The 16,781-nt window shown below is 43.7% G+C and carries 21 protein-coding genes and 1 riboswitch; of the genes, 12 read left to right on the plus strand and 9 right to left on the minus strand.

The genetic code is table 11. The annotated features are described in order from the left end of the window. Positions 1–5: 5 nt before the first annotated feature. Together LZF95_RS07300 and LZF95_RS07305 are read right to left on the minus strand one after the other, a co-directional pair. Complete coding sequence (locus tag LZF95_RS07300) at positions 6–419, minus strand: YkvA family protein (RefSeq protein ID WP_233754319.1); 414 nt, start codon at positions 417–419, stop codon at positions 6–8. A 2-nt stretch (positions 420–421) separates the two neighbouring features. Next, entirely contained in the window at positions 422–943 is a 522-nt protein-coding gene (locus LZF95_RS07305) for a hypothetical protein (protein ID WP_233754320.1), read from the minus strand. A 108-nt stretch (positions 944–1,051) separates the two neighbouring features. On the opposite strand from LZF95_RS07305, the gene LZF95_RS07310 reads away from it, so the two are divergent. Together LZF95_RS07310 and LZF95_RS07315 are read left to right on the plus strand one after the other, a co-directional pair. Then, on the plus strand, positions 1,052–1,366 hold the full coding sequence (locus LZF95_RS07310; RefSeq protein ID WP_233754321.1) for an iron-sulfur cluster assembly accessory protein: 315 nt from the start codon (positions 1,052–1,054) through the stop codon (positions 1,364–1,366). A 154-nt stretch (positions 1,367–1,520) separates the two neighbouring features. Then, positions 1,521–2,015, plus strand: coding sequence for a DUF6265 family protein (locus tag LZF95_RS07315; RefSeq protein ID WP_233754322.1), 495 nt, complete (start codon positions 1,521–1,523; stop codon positions 2,013–2,015). Here the strand turns inward: LZF95_RS07315 and LZF95_RS07320 are convergent. From LZF95_RS07320 to LZF95_RS07340, 5 genes are read right to left on the minus strand one after another with little or no spacing between them, the layout of a single operon-like run. Next, complete coding sequence (locus LZF95_RS07320; protein WP_233754323.1) at positions 2,012–2,467, minus strand: DUF4268 domain-containing protein; 456 nt, start codon at positions 2,465–2,467, stop codon at positions 2,012–2,014. The genes LZF95_RS07315 and LZF95_RS07320 overlap by 4 nt on opposite strands. A 2-nt stretch (positions 2,468–2,469) precedes the next feature. Then, positions 2,470–3,330 (minus strand): ChaN family lipoprotein, encoded by an 861-nt coding sequence (locus LZF95_RS07325; RefSeq protein WP_233754324.1) that lies wholly within the window; start codon positions 3,328–3,330, stop codon positions 2,470–2,472. Further along, complete coding sequence (gene folB / locus LZF95_RS07330) at positions 3,323–3,688, minus strand: dihydroneopterin aldolase (protein WP_233754325.1); 366 nt, start codon at positions 3,686–3,688, stop codon at positions 3,323–3,325. Before folB ends, LZF95_RS07325 begins: the two co-directional genes overlap by 8 nt. After that, positions 3,688–4,653, minus strand: a complete 966-nt coding sequence (locus LZF95_RS07335; RefSeq protein WP_233754326.1) for a DivIVA domain-containing protein — start codon at positions 4,651–4,653, stop codon at positions 3,688–3,690. Before LZF95_RS07335 ends, folB begins: the two co-directional genes overlap by 1 nt. 3 nt (positions 4,654–4,656) lie before the next feature. Beyond that, positions 4,657–5,571: a WD40 repeat domain-containing protein gene (locus tag LZF95_RS07340; protein ID WP_233754327.1), complete on the minus strand. Its 915-nt coding sequence runs from the start codon at positions 5,569–5,571 to the stop codon at positions 4,657–4,659. Between the two features lie 35 nt (positions 5,572–5,606). On the opposite strand from LZF95_RS07340, the gene LZF95_RS07345 reads away from it, so the two are divergent. Together LZF95_RS07345 and LZF95_RS07350 are read left to right on the plus strand one after the other, a co-directional pair. Continuing rightward, the gene (locus LZF95_RS07345) at positions 5,607–6,236 is read left to right on the plus strand and encodes a 4'-phosphopantetheinyl transferase superfamily protein (protein ID WP_233754328.1); all 630 of its coding nucleotides are present in this window, start codon (positions 5,607–5,609) and stop codon (positions 6,234–6,236) included. Further along, positions 6,237–6,806, plus strand: a complete 570-nt coding sequence (locus LZF95_RS07350) for a redoxin domain-containing protein (protein ID WP_233754329.1) — start codon at positions 6,237–6,239, stop codon at positions 6,804–6,806. On the opposite strand, the gene LZF95_RS07355 is transcribed toward LZF95_RS07350, so the two are convergent. Both LZF95_RS07355 and LZF95_RS07360 read right to left on the minus strand, forming a co-directional pair. Then, entirely contained in the window at positions 6,800–7,645 is an 846-nt protein-coding gene (locus LZF95_RS07355) for a transglutaminase-like domain-containing protein (protein WP_233754330.1), read from the minus strand. The two genes, LZF95_RS07350 and LZF95_RS07355, sit on opposite strands and share 7 nt — an antisense overlap. A 57-nt stretch (positions 7,646–7,702) precedes the next feature. Then, positions 7,703–9,298 (minus strand): acyl-CoA carboxylase subunit beta, encoded by a 1,596-nt coding sequence (locus LZF95_RS07360; protein WP_233754356.1) that lies wholly within the window; start codon positions 9,296–9,298, stop codon positions 7,703–7,705. Positions 9,299–9,684: 386 nt separating this feature from the next. Next, a riboswitch (TPP riboswitch) is annotated at positions 9,685–9,788 on the plus strand. A gap of 37 nt (positions 9,789–9,825) precedes the next feature. Between LZF95_RS07360 and thiS the strand changes: the two genes are divergently transcribed. The 8 genes from thiS (at position 9,826) to LZF95_RS07400 (ending at position 16,695) form a co-directional block, all read left to right on the plus strand. After that, entirely contained in the window at positions 9,826–10,029 is a 204-nt protein-coding gene (gene thiS, locus LZF95_RS07365) for a sulfur carrier protein ThiS (RefSeq protein ID WP_233754331.1), read from the plus strand. 3 nt (positions 10,030–10,032) lie between these two features. Continuing rightward, positions 10,033–11,880 (plus strand): phosphomethylpyrimidine synthase ThiC, encoded by a 1,848-nt coding sequence (gene thiC / locus LZF95_RS07370; RefSeq protein WP_233754332.1) that lies wholly within the window; start codon positions 10,033–10,035, stop codon positions 11,878–11,880. Next, a complete protein-coding gene (locus LZF95_RS07375) occupies positions 11,880–12,503 on the plus strand; it encodes a thiamine phosphate synthase (protein WP_233754333.1) in 624 nt (207 codons plus the stop codon). The genes thiC and LZF95_RS07375 overlap by 1 nt, the downstream gene beginning before the upstream one ends. A 243-nt stretch (positions 12,504–12,746) precedes the next feature. After that, positions 12,747–13,499 carry a hydroxymethylpyrimidine/phosphomethylpyrimidine kinase gene (locus LZF95_RS07380; RefSeq protein ID WP_233754334.1) on the plus strand — a complete coding sequence of 251 codons (753 nt, stop codon included), beginning with the start codon at positions 12,747–12,749 and terminating at the stop codon, positions 13,497–13,499. After that, positions 13,492–14,121, plus strand: a complete 630-nt coding sequence (locus tag LZF95_RS07385) for a thiamine phosphate synthase (RefSeq protein ID WP_233754335.1) — start codon at positions 13,492–13,494, stop codon at positions 14,119–14,121. The genes LZF95_RS07380 and LZF95_RS07385 overlap by 8 nt, the downstream gene beginning before the upstream one ends. Continuing rightward, positions 14,108–14,875: a thiazole synthase gene (locus LZF95_RS07390; RefSeq protein ID WP_233754336.1), complete on the plus strand. Its 768-nt coding sequence runs from the start codon at positions 14,108–14,110 to the stop codon at positions 14,873–14,875. Before LZF95_RS07385 ends, LZF95_RS07390 begins: the two co-directional genes overlap by 14 nt. Beyond that, the gene (gene thiH / locus LZF95_RS07395) at positions 14,868–15,992 is read left to right on the plus strand and encodes a 2-iminoacetate synthase ThiH (RefSeq protein ID WP_233754337.1); all 1,125 of its coding nucleotides are present in this window, start codon (positions 14,868–14,870) and stop codon (positions 15,990–15,992) included. Before LZF95_RS07390 ends, thiH begins: the two co-directional genes overlap by 8 nt. Then, on the plus strand, positions 15,985–16,695 hold the full coding sequence (locus LZF95_RS07400) for a HesA/MoeB/ThiF family protein (RefSeq protein ID WP_233754338.1): 711 nt from the start codon (positions 15,985–15,987) through the stop codon (positions 16,693–16,695). The genes thiH and LZF95_RS07400 overlap by 8 nt, the downstream gene beginning before the upstream one ends. The last annotated feature ends 86 nt before the right edge of the window (positions 16,696–16,781 follow it).

Genomic DNA, 16,781 nt, shown 5'->3' on the forward strand with positions numbered 1-16,781 from the left:
CCCGTTTAGACTTGAGTTCTTTCCCAATCTAAAAAAACGTCGATCTCGTCCTTTACTTTGGCATACACAGCCAAAACAACACTCAAATCGTCAGCAAAACCAATTACGCCAAGAAAATCAGGAATGATGTCAAGGGGAGACACAAAGTAAACAAGAGCCAATAAAACTAGTCCCAACGTACTGTTAGTGAGTTTGTGCGTACCATTGAAATGCGCCTTGATCATTCGGATAAACACAGAGACGGGTTCGATAAGCTTTTTCACCCTTGTATTGTCCCCTGCTCTCGCAATCTTATTTCCTACCCCTGCGATCAGTTCTGTGACCTTATCCTTTTGCTTAATCAGCATATCTACCTGCTTGCCAAAAAGTGTTTTGGCATTATCGATAGTAGCATAGGTTTTAGACTTGAATGAGCTCATTTTCAAAAGTAAATCTGTATCTCGGATTTCACTTGTTTCAACGCATATCCTATCAAATCGTTCTTTCTGTCCAGTGCCTGGGCAAATATTGCTTTTGCCATATCCACTCCAGTAGCCTCTTCATTGAGAATGTGTCTGCTTTGGTTGATGATGGTGGTCACCTCTTCCACGGCTCTTTTCACTGCTTCCCAGGTTTCCTCAGAGAAATATACTTGCTGGGAGAAATTATGGTTGAATTCCTCTCGGACTTCAGCCAGCAGAAGGGAGTGGAGTTCTCCCGAAGTCAATCCTCCAGGATTGGATCGGCGCACCAAATTATTGGGAGTAATCCGCTCCAGAAAAAGACAGAGCCTTTCAGCAGCCTGCAATCGGATTGGAAGGATCGTCTGGGAGTTTTGGGTTTTCAGTTCCACCAGTGTTTTCTCTCTTTCTTTGGAAAGAAAAGAAACTACTACGAGATACATACCATAAAGGACGATGCCTGCTGGCAAAAGAATTTTCAATAAATCGACTGCGTATTCCATTTTTAGGGATTAAACTCGAATTTGCACAATTAATCCCCGATAGAAAACTCGAGGAATGTAAATTTGTAAACTGGCGAACCAATTCCCTGCCAAAAACATTTTCACTGCATGATTATCCCCATTAAGATTACCGAAAAAGCCGAGACTGAGATCAAAAACATCATGGCTACCAAAAATATTCCTGCCGACTATCATCTTCGTGTAGGCGTGAAGGGGGGCGGATGTGGTGGTATGTCTTACGCTTTGGGTTTTGACAAACCTAAAGCTGAGGACCAGAAGTTTGAATTAGCGGGAATACCTGTTCTCATTGAGAAAAAGCATTACATGTTTTTGATGGGAATGCAGATCGATTTTTTTGAAGGAGATGAAGCCAGAGGATTTACTTTTGTGAATCCCGAGATCCCGAAGCGTCACGATTTGTGATAGTGAAGTAACCACAGAGTCCACGGAGGTTTTTACACTGTACGCAAATTGAAGAGTTGTCCTGCTTCGCCAAAAGCCAAACTTAATTAGCTTTCAGTTACTGTAGATTTTCCCCTGGTTTTTTAATAAATTCATCGGGTCTAAAACCGCTACTATGAAGATAACATTCCTGTGGTCAATTTTGCTCTTTATTGGTTCCTCAGCTTTTGCCCAGGTCAAACAACTCGAAAAAGACCAAGAGCCCGGCAAAGGCAAGGTTTCTGAATTGAATTGGCTGGAAGGATTTTGGACGGGAACTGGCTTTGGTGGTGATTGTGAAGAAGTGTGGATGCCTGCGGTGGATGATCATATGGTAGGCACCTTCCGGTTTTGGAGTGAAGGCAAACTGGTTTTTTCTGAATTCATGAACATCATCCAAGAGGGTGAAACTTTTTCACTCAAACTCAAACATTTCAGTGCAGATCTTACCCCTTGGGAAGAAAAGGATAAGTGGACAACTTTCCGTTTGGTCGAAGTTGGGGAGAACGCAGTCTATTTTCACGGATTGACCATGAAGCGGGAAGGAGATGAAATCAAGCTTTGGCTAGCACTGACGGAGGATGGGGTGCGGACGATTGAAGAATTGGTTTATGTGAAGAAAGAGTTTTAACTCTCAAACCCTGGCTTCACTATACCCCAAAACTCATCCAATGCGATGATCCTAGGCTTGAGGAAAGAGATGATTTCCGGCCAATCATCCGGATTCATCACGTTTACATTTGGAAGCACCTTTTCTATCCTGGACACTGGCTGCCCGAATTCATTCTGATCCAGCAATTTCCACTCCCACTCTTCCTCTAGCGTGCCTTCCAGCATTTTTCTGAACAGACTAAACTGATCAAAATACAATTCCTGTAACTCTTCGTCTGAATGGCCTAATTCTATTCCTATAGAAGCAAAATCCCGCTCTGCTTTCATCCGAAAATAAATATTCCGGACTCCCGTCTTGTAATTTGGCCAATTGATCCTTCGCCCTTCCGCATTGGGGATCGGCTTCATGTATTGCCCAAAAGCAATCCAAAACTCTGTACGGATTTTCGATGTTTCAGCTTTGTTATACAAAATCAGTAGGTAATGTGGCTATCGCTAGGAAGTACAAGGATGATTTCACCTGCCTTTGAATTTTCATCCTCCAGCTTGTCCACCTGATCCTGAGTCACCATATGGATATTCAGAATTTTCAGATCAGGAAATTCTTTTTTCAGATACCAAAGTATCCCTTCCCCATCTTTGGAATGATAAGCACCGTTGATATGAAATATCTTTTTCCCGGCAGAAATCGGGGCAAAAAGTGACTCTGCCATAGTCGCGTCTTTTAAGGCCTGTGCCTGAATCATAAACTCCGGATTGCCCGGAGCACCATGCATCATTTCCTTCATAGCAGCATATCCCGGCAAGCTCATATCCACCTCCACCGGCAGTTTGGCTATGTAGGTTTTAGCTTGAGGGGAAAGAGAGTCCAAAGCTTCCAGCCCTCTCTTGCTGACAAGAGAGGCATATTTCCGGGGAACATTGGTAGCGATAAATTTCAGTCCCTTCTCTTTGGAAAAACGCAACAGAGGGCGGTAGTCTATTGCATAGTTTTTCCAGAGCTTGGCTTCAGATTCAAAACTGCTCTCACTGATATGATCAGCAAACCACTCATCCAGGTTCAACTGATCTTCCCGCTCGAAAATCTCCGACCCAACAACTAAATCCTGATATTCGTCATACATTCCCTTCAGTACCTGTAGCTGCAGCCAATGTCCCAGACTGTTGTTGTGAAGTTCTCCAAAGAAAACAGCTTCTGCTTCACCAGCTTTTTTCAGCACTTGCTTCATCTCTACCTTTTTACCTTTCGAAGTGAAAAACTGATATGCTTCACCCTGCGCCTTAACCGCACTAACACAGATGAGCATCAAAAAAACAACTAAACAACTACGCATAATCTTCAGGATATTGAATTTGGACTGAGGAGTGATTGACCAGCCCTCCCAATGCAGGGTGATGCTTCTTTAAGGTTAATCTGATTTTACTGGTTTTGGGATACGTTTCCAGAATATCGGTGACAATCATATGCCCTAAGTGTTCAAGTAATTTTACTCTCACATCCATTCTAGCCTTAATGATCCTGTAAAGCTTAGAATAATCCACAGTCGCACTCAGATCATCGTGTAGCATGGCCTGCCGAAAGTCTGTTTCCAGTTCCAAATCTAAAGTGAAGCGGTTGCCAAGTACTGTTTCCTCCGGATAGGCTCCGTGGTAGGCATGAAACTCTATCCCTTCTAGACTTACTTTCCCCATTAATCAAGCTGGTCAAAAAATGATCCTGAATCGTTTTTGGGATGAGCCGGATATTGGGGCGAAGTACCCTGTTGTCCGCTTTCCATACTTCTTCGTTTCTCCTTCTCCTCGTCCAGTTCATCTATATCCTCCTCAAGCACCTCGTCTTCAAGCTGCATCTTTGTATCCTCTCTTTCCAGTTCTTCCCGTCCTTCTTCATACTCTTCCAATTCCAAATCAGGTTCTGCGTTTTGTTCCTCGATCACCTCATGTTCTTCTACGGCTTTTTCCGCAACGTCCTTGACTTCTTCAATTTCCTCTTCCAACGCATGTTCATCGAAATCATACCCAAGGTTTTCCAGATTTGCGAAAGTAAAGGTCTGTGACCTACTGAGTTCATCTATTGCCCGTGCATGCGCCTTGGCATCTATCCTAGTATAGTGTGCTTCCGAAAGGTCAATTTGGTTTAGCGTATCCTGAGCTATTCTTTTGAGACTTTTCACCATCGCTTCTCTTTGCTCAGCAAGTCCTTCGTAAGATCTCACCAAACCCTGCATACTTTCCCTCAGCTCAACAATGGTTTCCTTAGCCTTAGTTTCGGCGGCACCGATTATAGCCGCAGCTTGCTCTTCAGCCTGCCGTCGGGAATCTGACACCAATTGATCTATATGCTTGGTGGCATTTGCGGCAGTCTCATTGGCATCTGCGATGATCAGATCCGCAGCTTCGTTTGCCTCCACTATAATAGCAGCACCGGTATCCTCGGCGGTTTTCAGTGTACGGAACAGGGATTCCTCCACGTCTTTAAGTCGCTTAGCTTCTGCCTCCGTATTCTGAAGCTTTGTCTTAAGCTCCATATTTTCCTTATGAAGTGCATCTACTACTTCACTTATTTCATCCAAAAAGACGGTTACTTCTTTTTTCTCAAATCCTCTGAAACCAATTTCAAAGGTTTTTTGCCGAATGGCTGCAGGTGTGATCTTCATGGGTTAGTTCGCTTCGATTTGCCAAATAGAAATAGTACGGTCATCAGACACAGAGATTACATTGCCTTGATAGGTGCTCCAAAGTACCTTATTGATGGAAGTACCATGACCTGCATTTCTAGCTTTGTCGATGACTTTGAGGAGTTGTCTTTTGGATGGGTCCCATATCTTGATGGATTTATCCATAGAACAGGTGACCAAAAGATTTCCATCCTCTTTGAAATATAAATAATTAATGGCATACATATGTGCCACGATGTTTTCTTGTAGAGTGTAAGTGTCAGTTGCCCAGAATTTCAACTGTGCATCCCGGCCAGCACTGGCCAATGCTGTCTCATCTGGTGAATACGAAAGTGCAAATACAGAATTGGTGTGACCGGTCAAATTGGCAATGGGACGAAATCCATCTGATAAGTCAAGTATCTTGATAGTATGATCGCTCATCCCTATCGCAAGATGCCGTTTATCCTTTGCCAGAGACATGACCCGGATACTTTTATCACTTAGCTTGATATGCTTTTTTATATTTCTGGAGCTGATATCCACTACGATCAATACACCATCTCCTGTTCCTACATACGCCTCATCCCCAAAAACTTTTATGTCAAAGATCGCCTGATCTGTCAGCTTCAAGGACCAGACTTCTTTGCTTTCACTCAGGTCTATGACATGGACACCTTCAAAGTTATGACCGATGAAAAGCAGGTTCCTAAGGGAATCTACAGCCAATGCATAGACAGAATGTGGAAGTCTGGCGATGAGTTTGCCATCTTTTGGTTTATCCAAATCCCATTCTACCACCATACCATCTCCAGAACCAGTATAAAAAAACCTAGGGTCGCAGCCTTCTGTCAACGCATAGATACAGTCATTGTGCCCTGTTAGTGTTTGTAATTTATTAACTTCTATTTTTGACATATATTGGACGGAGACTAAGGGTGCCCTTCTGGCCTATGCAGACAAAAATAGAAAAAATAGATACTTCCTCGGCTTTGGCCATAAAGATTATCGAAACTCAGGATGAAAGTGGGTTGGATTTCCTCAGCTTTAGGGAAAAACTCGCTTATGCCAACATTTCCCACCCTGAGAAAAAAAGGGAATGGGCAACAGCACGCATGGCAATCCGGGATGCTTTGGATGTGCTTCATGTACCTTACCCTGGCTTTTTCAAAGATGAGCATGGAAAATCCCAGGCCATGAACGGACATGGCTATATTTCGCTTTCTCATACCGTGGGATTTGCCGGGGCAATTTATCATAGGGATATCCCCGTAGGGATTGACATGGACTTGATACGGGAGAAAATTCTGAAAATCGGGTTCCGCTTTTTAGACAAATCCGAACTGGGTTTTCTGGAAACAGACCCACTGCACTACACCATGGCGTGGTCTGCCAAAGAATCAATATTTAAGTGCCAAGGAAAGCGAGGAGTATCATTTAGAGAAAACATACTCTTAGAACCATTTGATCCTAAGACAGGAACCATAAAAGGCAGAGTCCGAGGTACGGATTATACCGATCATCATTACACAGTACAAGTCCGGGTCATTTCGGACGTTGTACTTACATACACTATCTGGTAAATGAAAAAATACAGCTTAGTATTTCTCCTGCTATTCACTGCGAGCCATACCCTTTGGGCCCAAAGCCTTGAAACTATTAATCTGACAGATGCAGTTACAGGCAAAACCATCAATATCCAAAGCGAAGTAAAAGGCAAAGGATTAATCCTGGTATTCCATAGTTTAGCATGTCCATTTGCAAAAATGTACGAATTCCGTCTGGTAGCCTTGCGAAGCAAATATCAGGGTCAAGGATTTAACTTTATTTTAGTAAATCCAGAAGTCAGCGCAGATGAGGAAAACAAAAAGACACTGCGCAGCTATATAGACAACTCCAACATCAACACCCCATACCTGATCGATGAAAACCAAACCTTGGCTAAATTTTATAAAATCACCAAAATCCCTGAAGTGATCGTACTTTCTCCTGCGGGGACGGTACTGTATCGAGGTGCTATAGACAACAATCCACAAGCAGAAAGTGTAGTATCTTCCCACTACCTGGACAAAGCCCTGGATTCCATCCTCAAGGGTGAAGATCCGAGTCCCGGTCAAGCTAGAGCTGTAGGCTGCAATGTCCGTACCTACTGAGTATTGAGTAGGGCTATCAATTCCTTGATTTCCCTTACCTTATCCGTCTCTCCCAGCTTCTCAAACGAATTTTCCAGATTGCGGAACATGCGCAGCATAATCTGTAGATGGGCACAGGGTTCAAAATACTCATCCTTGGGCTCAATTTTCAACTGCTCAAGGTAGTTGAAAATATCAGTACGGCTAAAGATCAATCCTTTGTTGAAAGCATTTATATAAAAAGTAATATCAGCGGACTTGTACGTCAACACGAATAAGTTTGGCAGATTGACGCCATATATAGGCAATCCCAATTTTTTTGCTACGAGCAAATAAATAGAACATAAGGTCAGCGGATTTCCACGTTTGGAATCGAGCACGGAGGACAGCATGCTATTCGCGGGAGAATGGAAATTTTTGGTGTTGGCAGAAAAGCGAAGAGTTTGGAACAACACATTGTTGATCGCCCTCACCTGCTCATAGGGAGAGAGATCATTTTTAAAGGCAGTCCACACTTCAAAATAAATCTGGTGCATTTCCGCATTTAGCTTGGCAAACTCCAAATCAGGATATTGATAAGTATTGATGATCCATAGCCCGGTCAGCAGATCCCGATCATCCGTATCTCTCCAGTCTATCAGGCGTTCTTTGAGTAGTGAAAACTGAAGATCATGCACCAGTTCCTCTATCTCTTTCTGAATATCCGGATTGAAACTATTCTCCCATTTTTTCTCCAGAAAAGGAATTATTTCATTCCCCAGCGAGATGATTCTGTCCCGTACATGCATTCTCACTTCGCGGTCAGAATCATCCAAAAGGGAAACCAAAGCATCTAATTCTCCAGGTGTCAATTCACTCATAGTCAAACGGATACAGATAGCGTGTTAAAACTATTAAATAAGATACAAAATATAAGCCTAAGTTTGTATCACACCTACATTAAATCTTTCCGTGATAGGGGCATGATTTGCGGCTTCTATCCCCATACTGATCACTTTCCTGGTCTCTCTAGGGTCGATCACCCCGTCCACCCATAGTCTGGAAGCCGCATAATAGGGGCTCAACTCTTCATTGTATTTGGAGGTGATTTCACCGAGCAATCTCTGTTCATCCTCTGGGGAGATCACCTTTCCTTGTTTTTTCAACCCAGAGACTTTGATCTGAAGCAAGGTATTTGCCGCAGCCGCTCCAGACATCACTGCCATCTGGGCCGTAGGCCAAGAATAGATCAGTCGTGGATCATAGGCTTTTCCACACATGGCATAGTTCCCCGCTCCGTAGCTGTTTCCTAAGATAAAGGTGAATTTTGGCACTACGGAATTAGCCATCGCATTGACCATTTTGGCTCCGTCCTTAATGATGCCTCCATGCTCTGCTTTGCTCCCTACCATAAATCCACTTACGTCCTGTAAGAAAACCAAAGGGATTTTACGCTGGTTGCAATTCATAATAAAACGTGCGGCTTTGTCGGCAGAATCTGAGTAGATCACTCCTCCCATCTGCATTTCTCCATGGGCATTTTTCACGATTTTACGCTGATTGGCCACTATTCCCACTGCCCAACCTTCGATTCTGCCAGTTCCACAAATCAGCGTTTTGCCATATTCCTCCTTGTATTCATCAAAATCTCCTGCATCCACCAATCCCTTCACGATCTGAAGCATATCATAGGGTTTCACTCGATCGACTGGAAACGAGGCAATAAGCTCTCTTCCTTCCATGCCCGGCTTTTGTAATTCGGCACGATCAAAACCTGCTTTCGGATTATGGCCTAGTTTATCAAAAATCCGACGGATTGCATCCAAGCAATCCTGATCTGTATCGTATTTATTATCCGTCACTCCGGAAATCTCGCAATGCGTGGTAGCACCACCCAGCGTTTCATTATCTATTGTCTCACCGATAGCGGACTTCACCAAGTAAGACCCGGCTAGAAAAATAGATCCTGTTTTATCCACAATCATCGCCTCGTCAGACATGATGGGCAGATAAGCCCCTCCTGCCACACAGCTTCCCATAATCGCGGCAACTTGTACAATTCCCATTGCAGACATTTTTGCATTGTTCCTAAATTGCCTTCCAAAGTGCTCTTTATCCGGGAAAATTTCATTTTGCTTAGGAAGAAATACCCCAGCACTATCAACTAGGTAAATCACTGGCAGACGATTTTCCATGGCTATCTCCTGGGCACGGAGGTTTTTCTTGGCAGTCATGGGGAACCAGGCCCCGGCCTTCACCGTGGCATCATTGGCAACGATCACACACATCCTTCCGCTCACGTAGCCTATTCCTGTCACCACTCCTGCTGAAGGGCAGCCCCCCTCCTCTTCATACATGCCATCTGCCACAAACGCACCTATCTCTAAGAACTCAGTTTCCTTATCGCACAAATAGTCAATTCTCTCCCGGGCTGTTAGTTTTCCTTTTTCGTGCTCTTTTTCTATCCTTTTAATACCTCCTCCTAGTTTTACTTGGTCATATTTTGCCTGTAGTGCTTGAAGCAAATCGTCCATACTTGGATTGGGGAGTTTATTAGTCGGTGTCATTCGTCAAATTTGGGTTTAAAGTTTAAAAACTCGTACTGAGTAAGTTTAGTTTAATCTTCAAGATAAAAAACATTCATGAATTAGAATCTTGAGATGATTTACGAAGATGCGATCAATTTCTAGTCCGATCAAGAGCTATATCGGCTGCTTTGCCATCTAGTCGGAATAACTGTTCTCCCGAAAATCAAGGGCTGAAGTACAAAAGATATAAACACCGACTGTTTTTGGTCTTTTACAGCTGTTAAAACCATAAAATCACCCCAAGAACTTTATGTTTTTCTACTGTTCCCGGAATCACAGACTTACAAAATATCCATTCTTTCTTCACTCTCTAATAATTAATTTGTAGATTGGCAGAACTTTAGGGGTGTCCATACGGAAAATCGTACGGACTGAGATTATACCCTTTGAACCTGATGCAGTTAGTACTGCCGAAGGAAAAAGCTAAGTGATACACGCTCAGTGTCTCCCCTGAAGTATATAATTTTTGCAGGATGGAGATAACATACAACGATCAAATTCAGGAAGTAAAGGAAGAAACCTCGGTTTTAGATTTTGTCTTTTCCCAAATCGGGGAAAAGCAAAATGGTATTGCTGTAGCAATCAACGATTCTATTGTCCCCAAATCGGAGTGGGCAATGACCTACTTAAAAGCAAACGACAATTTATTGATCATCAAAGCAACCCAAGGAGGATAAGTTATGAGCAAAAAAGATAAATCACCCGAACAAGGGAAAATTTCCACAGGGCCAATCAGCGGCTCGAAAAAGGTGTATGTACCCGGAAAAATCCACGATATCAAAGTAGCGATGCGTGAGATTTCAGTTTCGTCAACAAAGTTATTCAGCGGAGGTACGATGAAAAACCCACCGGTCACAGTCTATGACCCAAGCGGCCCCTACACAGATGAAAATGCTGAGATAGACATTAAAAAAGGATTACCTAGAATCCGGGAGCAATGGATTTTAGACCGCAATGATGTGGAGCGGCTGGAGTCTTCCACTTCGGACTATGGTCAGGAAAGATTAAACGACAAATCCTTAGATCATTTGCGTTTTGAGCATATAGCAAAACCTTTGCGTGCGAAAAAAGGCGCAAACGTCTCACAGCTGCACTATGCAAAAAAAGGAATCATTACGCCAGAAATGGAATATATCGCCATTCGCGAAAATCAACGAATAGAAGATTTGAAGACGCAATGGAACGGTGAATACGACACCATGTGCGCACAGCATATAGGTGAAAGTTTTGATGCCAATACACCGAAAAATCTGATCACCCCTGAATTTGTACGTGATGAAATAGCAGCGGGAAGAGCCATTATCCCCAACAACATCAACCACCCGGAAAGCGAACCGATGATTATCGGGCGTAATTTCTTAGTGAAGGTCAATGCTAACATCGGTAACAGCGCTGTGACTTCATCCATTGAAGAAGAAGTGGAAAAAGCAGTGTGGGCCTGCAGATGGGGGGCAGATACCATTATGGATTTGTCCACCGGCGATAATATTCACGAGACTAGAGAATGGATTATCCGCAATTCCCCCGTTCCGATAGGAACAGTTCCGATTTATCAAGCACTTGAAAAAGTAAACGGAAAAGCAGAGGATTTAAATTGGGATATATTCAGGGATACCTTGATCGAGCAAGCAGAGCAAGGCGTGTCGTATTTCACGATCCATGCAGGCGTTCTTTTGCGCTACGTTCCATTGACGGCCAAGCGAATGACGGGAATCGTTTCCCGTGGTGGTTCGATTATGGCAAAATGGTGTCTTTCCCATCATAAAGAGAATTTCCTTTATACGCACTTCGAAGACATTTGTGAAATCATGAAGGCATACGATGTGGCTTTCTCTCTTGGGGATGGTCTGCGTCCGGGCTCAATTGCCGATGCGAATGATGCGGCGCAATTTGCCGAGCTGGAAACATTGGGTGAGCTGACAAAAATCGCCTGGAAGCATGATGTGCAAGTGATGGTAGAAGGCCCGGGACATGTGCCTATGCATATGATCAAGGAGAACATGGACAAGCAATTGAAAGAATGTCACGAGGCTCCTTTCTACACCCTCGGTCCGTTGACTACGGATATTGCGCCGGGTTACGACCACATTACTTCTGCAATCGGTGCTGCGATGATTGGCTGGTTTGGTACTGCGATGCTGTGCTATGTCACACCAAAAGAACATTTAGGCTTGCCAAACAGGGAAGATGTGAAAACTGGGGTTATTACCTATAAACTGGCCGCGCACGCCGCGGATTTGGCAAAAGGGCATCCTGGGGCACAATACAGGGATAATGCCTTGAGTAAAGCCCGCTTCGAATTCAGGTGGGAAGACCAGTTCAATTTATCCTTGGATCCGGACACGGCACGTGAATTTCACGATGAGACACTTCCTGCGGAGGGCGCCAAAGTTGCCCACTTCTGTTCTATGTGCGGACCGAAATTCTGTTCTATGAAAATCAGTCAGGAAATCCGAAATGACGCGGAAGCGGGGATGTTTGAGAAGTCAGAAGAATTTAAGGAAAAAGGCAGAGAAATCTATTCCTGATGCTACTGGTCGTCTCCAGTCCTGAAATACTCGAAAATGAACCTGCTGTAATTAACCAATTATTTGCCGCAGGATTACCGTTGTTTCATTTGCGCAAACCCGAAGCAGGAGAAGAGGAGCTCAGAATTTTGCTAACAGGGATATCAGAGGAATACCGTCCTCGAGTAGTGCTTCACCGGCACCATCAGTTGGCGGGGGAATTTGGCATTCACAGGATCCATTTCAAGGAAACGGACCGGGTGAAATTGACATCAAGCGACTATCGGAGAATGGAAAATACAGAGTTGGTTTATTCCACCTCCGTGCATTCACCGGAAGCCTTCATAAGCTTGGATCAAGTATTTCACTATGCATTATTCGGGCCTGTTTTTGAAAGTATTTCCAAACCCGGCTACAAACCTGATAAGGACACTAAACCTGACTTTGGAAAACAGAGGCCAACAAAGTTGATCGGAATTGGAGGAGTCACGCAAGCAAACGCAGCTTCTGTCTTGGAAAAGGGATTTGATGGAGTAGCACTTTGCGGCACAATCTGGCAAAGCAGAAATAAGGTTGAGGCATTCGAAAAGACGCTTAGGAGTGTGAGCATCTCAAACATAAATAAAGGTATTGCAGCGAAATAAGACTCCGTCTTTCATGCCTTCGGCAGATTGGCTGCTCAGTCTTACAAGGGTGGATATTATCGCAAATTAATCTTGAACCGTTTTCTCTGCCCAAAGCTCAGCGTCCACCGTGGTTAACTTAGGCTTTCAGAATTAATCTTAACAAACCGGGATGAGCTACTCAATTAGAAAGATCAGCGGAAATCAGTGTCCTTTTCAGGGAATATCTGCGGGAACTATTACAGACTTTCAGAAAAACACATAATGCAAAACAATAGACCTTATGTATTGACAATTGCAGGTTTCGACCCAAGCGGAGGTGCCGGATTGACAGCGGATACCAAAACGTTTGAGCAGCACAAAGTCTATGGTCTTGCCATTTGCTCCGGAATTACCCTACAAACGGAAGACAGCTTTTTAGCTATGCGCTGGGAGAAAGTATCCGATGTGTTGACAGCACTGGAGGTCTTATTGAAAAAGTATCCAGTTGCCGTGGTTAAAACAGGGATTTTACCCAATGCAGACTATTTAGAAAAGATCATAAGCTATGTAAATCAGCATTACCCCTTGGTAAAAATCCTGGTTGACCCAGTGTTTAAGGCATCCGCAGGATTTGAGTTGTTCGATTTTTCATCAAGAGAACACTTTTACAAAAGCTTGGAGAAATGCTACTTGATTACACCCAATTTGGAAGAAGTGAAATGGATAACGGGCTATGATACAGAAGAGAAAGCCGCTAGTGAATTGGCAAAATACTGCACCGTTTTTCTGAAAGGAGGACATCGCACAGCTAGAAAGGGCGTGGATTATTTGTATGAAGGCAAACAGATCACTGAGTTTTTGCCAACCCGGGAGAGTACAAACAGCAAGCACGGAACAGGCTGCGTATTGTCTGCCGCTATAGCTTCTAATCTGGCTCTGGGGCATTCTCTGACAGAATCCTGTCGGAGGGGAAAAGCATATTTGGAAAAAGTTTTGAACAGTAATCACACCCTATTGGGATATCATCATGTATAGATTTCAATATATATCACAAGGTCAAACACCTGAAGAACACCTTACGCACTGCAAAGAAGTATTGGCTGCAGGTGGGAAATGGATTCAGTTGCGTATGAAGGATTTTCCGGATGAAATTGTCGAAAAAACAGCATTGGAAGTACAGTCCTTATGTGCCCAATACAGCGCAACCTTTATCCTAAATGACAACGTGAACCTAGCTAAAAAAATCAATGCCGATGGAGTTCATCTGGGATTGACAGACACGGCGATTACACAAGCACGCTTGATCTTGGGTGATGACAAAATCATTGGGGGAACGGCCAATACGCTAGAAGATGTGGTGCATCGCATAGAAGAAAGCTGTAATTACATAGGGTTAGGCCCTTTCAGATTCACCACTACAAAATCAAACCTGAGTCCAATACTAGGATTGGAAGGCTACAGAACTCTTATGGACCAATTGGATGAGAATCAAAAAAAGACTCCCATCGTGGCAATAGGTGGAATTCAGGTAGAAGACATTCCTACCATTCTACAGACGGGAATCAGTGGAATTGCTATATCCGGGGTTTTAACAAGCTCGACCAATAAAAAAGAAATTGTGGACAACATTAATACGATGCTCTATGAACCCGCTTAAAATCAGAGATAAGGAATTCAATTCACGCCTTTTTTTGGGAACGGGAAAGTTTGGTTCGCCCATCGAAATGCAAAATGCCATTATCAATTCAGGTTCTGAATTGGTGACGGTTGCATTGAAACGAATTGATCTGGAAACCGATACCGATTCCATTTTGGGACATCTGCCCAAGTCAGTAAACTTATTGCCCAACACTTCGGGCGCAAGAAATGCCAAAGAAGCTGTTTTTGCGGCTCAATTGGCAAGGGAGGCATTGGAGACGAATTGGTTGAAACTGGAAATCCACCCCGATCCGAAGTATTTGTTGCCCGACCCGATAGAAACCTTGAAAGCGACGGAGGAATTGGCAAAACAGGGCTTTATTGTGCTTCCCTACATTCACGCAGATCCTGTCTTGTGCAAGTTACTGGAAGATGCAGGAACAGCAGCAGTAATGCCTTTGGGCTCGCCGATTGGCACCAACAAAGGATTGAGGACAATCGACTTTTTGGAAATTATAATCGAGCAAAGCCGGGTTCCCGTGATAGTGGATGCAGGAATCGGAGCCCCGTCAGATGCCGCAAAGGCGATGGAACTGGGAGCGGACGCCGTTCTTGTAAACACCGCAATTGCAGTAGCAGGTAACCCCGCAGACATGGCTTCCGCTTTCAAAATGACGGTAATAGCTGGCCGTTTAGCGTATGAATCAAAATTAGGCAAGATTCAGTCTTCAGCGATTGGATCAAGTCCCTTAACGTCTTTTTTGAATGGATAGCTTTGTAGAAATTTTCAATAAACTTTCGTGGGATGAGGTCAAGGAATCGATTTATTCCAAGACTAAGAAAGACGTGCTTTACGCATTGTCGGCTTCTAGACTGTCCTTGGAAGACTTCAAGGCTCTGATTTCTCCTGCTGCAGAACCTTATTTGGAGCAGATGGCAGCAAAGTCAAGTGCGCTGACACAGAAGCGTTATGGAAAAACGATTCAGCTCTTTGCTCCTATGTATCTGAGCAACGAATGCAATAATATCTGCACCTATTGTGGATTCAGTCTGACCAACAAAGTGAGGCGAAAAACCCTTTCTGACGAGGAAATTATAAGAGAAATTGAAGCCATCAAAAAAGATGGATTTAACCATATCTTATTGGTCACCGGCGAAGCAAACCATACGGTGAATATCCAATATTTTCTAAAGGCGATAAAGATCATAAAGCCCTATTTTGCCAATATTTCGATAGAATTCCAGCCCCTAAGTGTGGAAGAATATCGTCAGGCACATGATGCGGGAGTACATTCCGTGTTGGTCTATCAGGAAACGTATCACAAAGAAGTGTACAAGACCTACCACACCAAAGGAAAAAAATCGAATTTCGATTACCGCTTGGAAACACCGGACAGAATAGGTGAGGCAGAAATCCACAAAATTGGATTGGGCGTTTTGCTTGGATTGGAAGATTGGCGGGTTGATTCCTTTTTTTGTGCAGCCCATTTAGATTATTTAGAGAAGAAATTCTGGAAAACAAAATACGCTATTTCATTTCCCCGGATGCGTCCTGCTGAGGGAATCATAGAACCCAACGTGATCGTAACGGACAGACATTTGGCCCAGCTGCTGACCGCTTACCGCCTGTTCAACGAAGATGTGGAGCTGTCAATTTCCACCAGGGAATCGGAACATTTCAGAAACAACATCATCCCGCTTGGGGTCACGTCCATGAGCGCCGGATCAAAAACAAACCCAGGTGGCTATTCGGTAGAGCCTGAGTCTCTGGAGCAGTTTGAGATATCGGATGAGCGCCCAGTCCAAGAAATAGTTGAGTTGATCAAAAGCAAGGGCTATGAGGCCGTCCATAAAGACTGGGACAGAAAATTCAGCGAAAACCATGCTTAGCAGAGAAGAATTTAACCGCTACAATAAACAAGTGATGCTGGAGGATGTGGGCTTACTTGGACAGACGATGCTGAAAGAAGCAAAAGTGCTTGTCATAGGTGCCGGGGGCTTGGGTGCGCCACTACTTCAGTATTTAACTTCAATGGGTGTGGGAACCATAGGCATTGTTGATTTTGATGTAGTTGAGATATCAAATCTCCACCGTCAAATTTTATTTACACCTGATGATGCAGGAATGCACAAAGTGGAGGTAACTCGGGAAAAACTGGGAAAACAGAATCCGTATGTTTTTATTAAAACCTACCCTGCAGTGCTGTCAGAGGAAAATGCGGAGCATATTTTTGCTGATTACGACATCATCGTGGACGGCTGTGACAATTTCCTGACACGATATATAGTCAACGATACCTGTGTGAAGATGGACAAACCCTTGGTATATGGAAGTATTTTAGGGTATCAGGGTCAGGTAGCTGTATTTAATTATAAAAACAGCAAGCATCTGCGTGACCTATTTCCTGAGCCGCCAAACGCTGAAGATGTGCCAAACTGCTCGGAAAACGGCGTAATGGGGCATGTGCCTGGAATTGTAGGATTATATATGTGCAATCTTGTTACCCAGTTGATACTTGAACATTTTGACCAGCCCAACACGCTTTTCCTGATGAGCCTGAAAACACTGGGTATCAGAAAAATCCTATTTTAATTTGACAACCTGCCAAAGGCATGCTTATAATCAACCGCATAGACCTGCACAAAAAAGCCCTGTCCTCGTTGAAGAAAAGGGCCGTC

Source organism: Algoriphagus sp. AGSA1, assembly GCF_021390545.1.
Classification (GTDB): domain Bacteria; phylum Bacteroidota; class Bacteroidia; order Cytophagales; family Cyclobacteriaceae; genus Algoriphagus.

What these genes read in the sequence shown, in the direction of transcription:
- LZF95_RS07350 (WP_233754329.1), top strand. Translation starts at nt 6,237, where the DNA reads ATGAAAAAATACAGCTTAGTATTTCTCCTGCTATTCACTGCGAGCCAT.
- LZF95_RS07385 (WP_233754335.1), top strand. Translation starts at nt 13,492, where the DNA reads ATGTATAGATTTCAATATATATCACAAGGTCAAACACCTGAAGAACAC.
- LZF95_RS07390 (WP_233754336.1), top strand. Translation starts at nt 14,108, where the DNA reads ATGAACCCGCTTAAAATCAGAGATAAGGAATTCAATTCACGCCTTTTT.
- LZF95_RS07380 (WP_233754334.1), top strand. Translation starts at nt 12,747, where the DNA reads ATGCAAAACAATAGACCTTATGTATTGACAATTGCAGGTTTCGACCCA.
- LZF95_RS07335 (WP_233754326.1), bottom strand. Translation starts at nt 4,653, where the DNA reads ATGAAGATCACACCTGCAGCCATTCGGCAAAAAACCTTTGAAATTGGT.
- thiS (WP_233754331.1), top strand. Translation starts at nt 9,826, where the DNA reads ATGGAGATAACATACAACGATCAAATTCAGGAAGTAAAGGAAGAAACC.
- LZF95_RS07355 (WP_233754330.1), bottom strand. Translation starts at nt 7,645, where the DNA reads ATGAGTGAATTGACACCTGGAGAATTAGATGCTTTGGTTTCCCTTTTG.
- thiH (WP_233754337.1), top strand. Translation starts at nt 14,868, where the DNA reads ATGGATAGCTTTGTAGAAATTTTCAATAAACTTTCGTGGGATGAGGTC.
- LZF95_RS07315 (WP_233754322.1), top strand. Translation starts at nt 1,521, where the DNA reads ATGAAGATAACATTCCTGTGGTCAATTTTGCTCTTTATTGGTTCCTCA.
- LZF95_RS07340 (WP_233754327.1), bottom strand. Translation starts at nt 5,571, where the DNA reads ATGTCAAAAATAGAAGTTAATAAATTACAAACACTAACAGGGCACAAT.
- LZF95_RS07300 (WP_233754319.1), bottom strand. Translation starts at nt 419, where the DNA reads ATGAGCTCATTCAAGTCTAAAACCTATGCTACTATCGATAATGCCAAA.
- LZF95_RS07345 (WP_233754328.1), top strand. Translation starts at nt 5,607, where the DNA reads ATGCAGACAAAAATAGAAAAAATAGATACTTCCTCGGCTTTGGCCATA.
- thiC (WP_233754332.1), top strand. Translation starts at nt 10,033, where the DNA reads ATGAGCAAAAAAGATAAATCACCCGAACAAGGGAAAATTTCCACAGGG.
- LZF95_RS07375 (WP_233754333.1), top strand. Translation starts at nt 11,880, where the DNA reads ATGCTACTGGTCGTCTCCAGTCCTGAAATACTCGAAAATGAACCTGCT.
- LZF95_RS07325 (WP_233754324.1), bottom strand. Translation starts at nt 3,330, where the DNA reads ATGCGTAGTTGTTTAGTTGTTTTTTTGATGCTCATCTGTGTTAGTGCG.
- LZF95_RS07400 (WP_233754338.1), top strand. Translation starts at nt 15,985, where the DNA reads ATGCTTAGCAGAGAAGAATTTAACCGCTACAATAAACAAGTGATGCTG.
- LZF95_RS07360 (WP_233754356.1), bottom strand. Translation starts at nt 9,298, where the DNA reads ATGGACGATTTGCTTCAAGCACTACAGGCAAAATATGACCAAGTAAAA.
- LZF95_RS07310 (WP_233754321.1), top strand. Translation starts at nt 1,052, where the DNA reads ATGATTATCCCCATTAAGATTACCGAAAAAGCCGAGACTGAGATCAAA.
- LZF95_RS07305 (WP_233754320.1), bottom strand. Translation starts at nt 943, where the DNA reads ATGGAATACGCAGTCGATTTATTGAAAATTCTTTTGCCAGCAGGCATC.
- folB (WP_233754325.1), bottom strand. Translation starts at nt 3,688, where the DNA reads ATGGGGAAAGTAAGTCTAGAAGGGATAGAGTTTCATGCCTACCACGGA.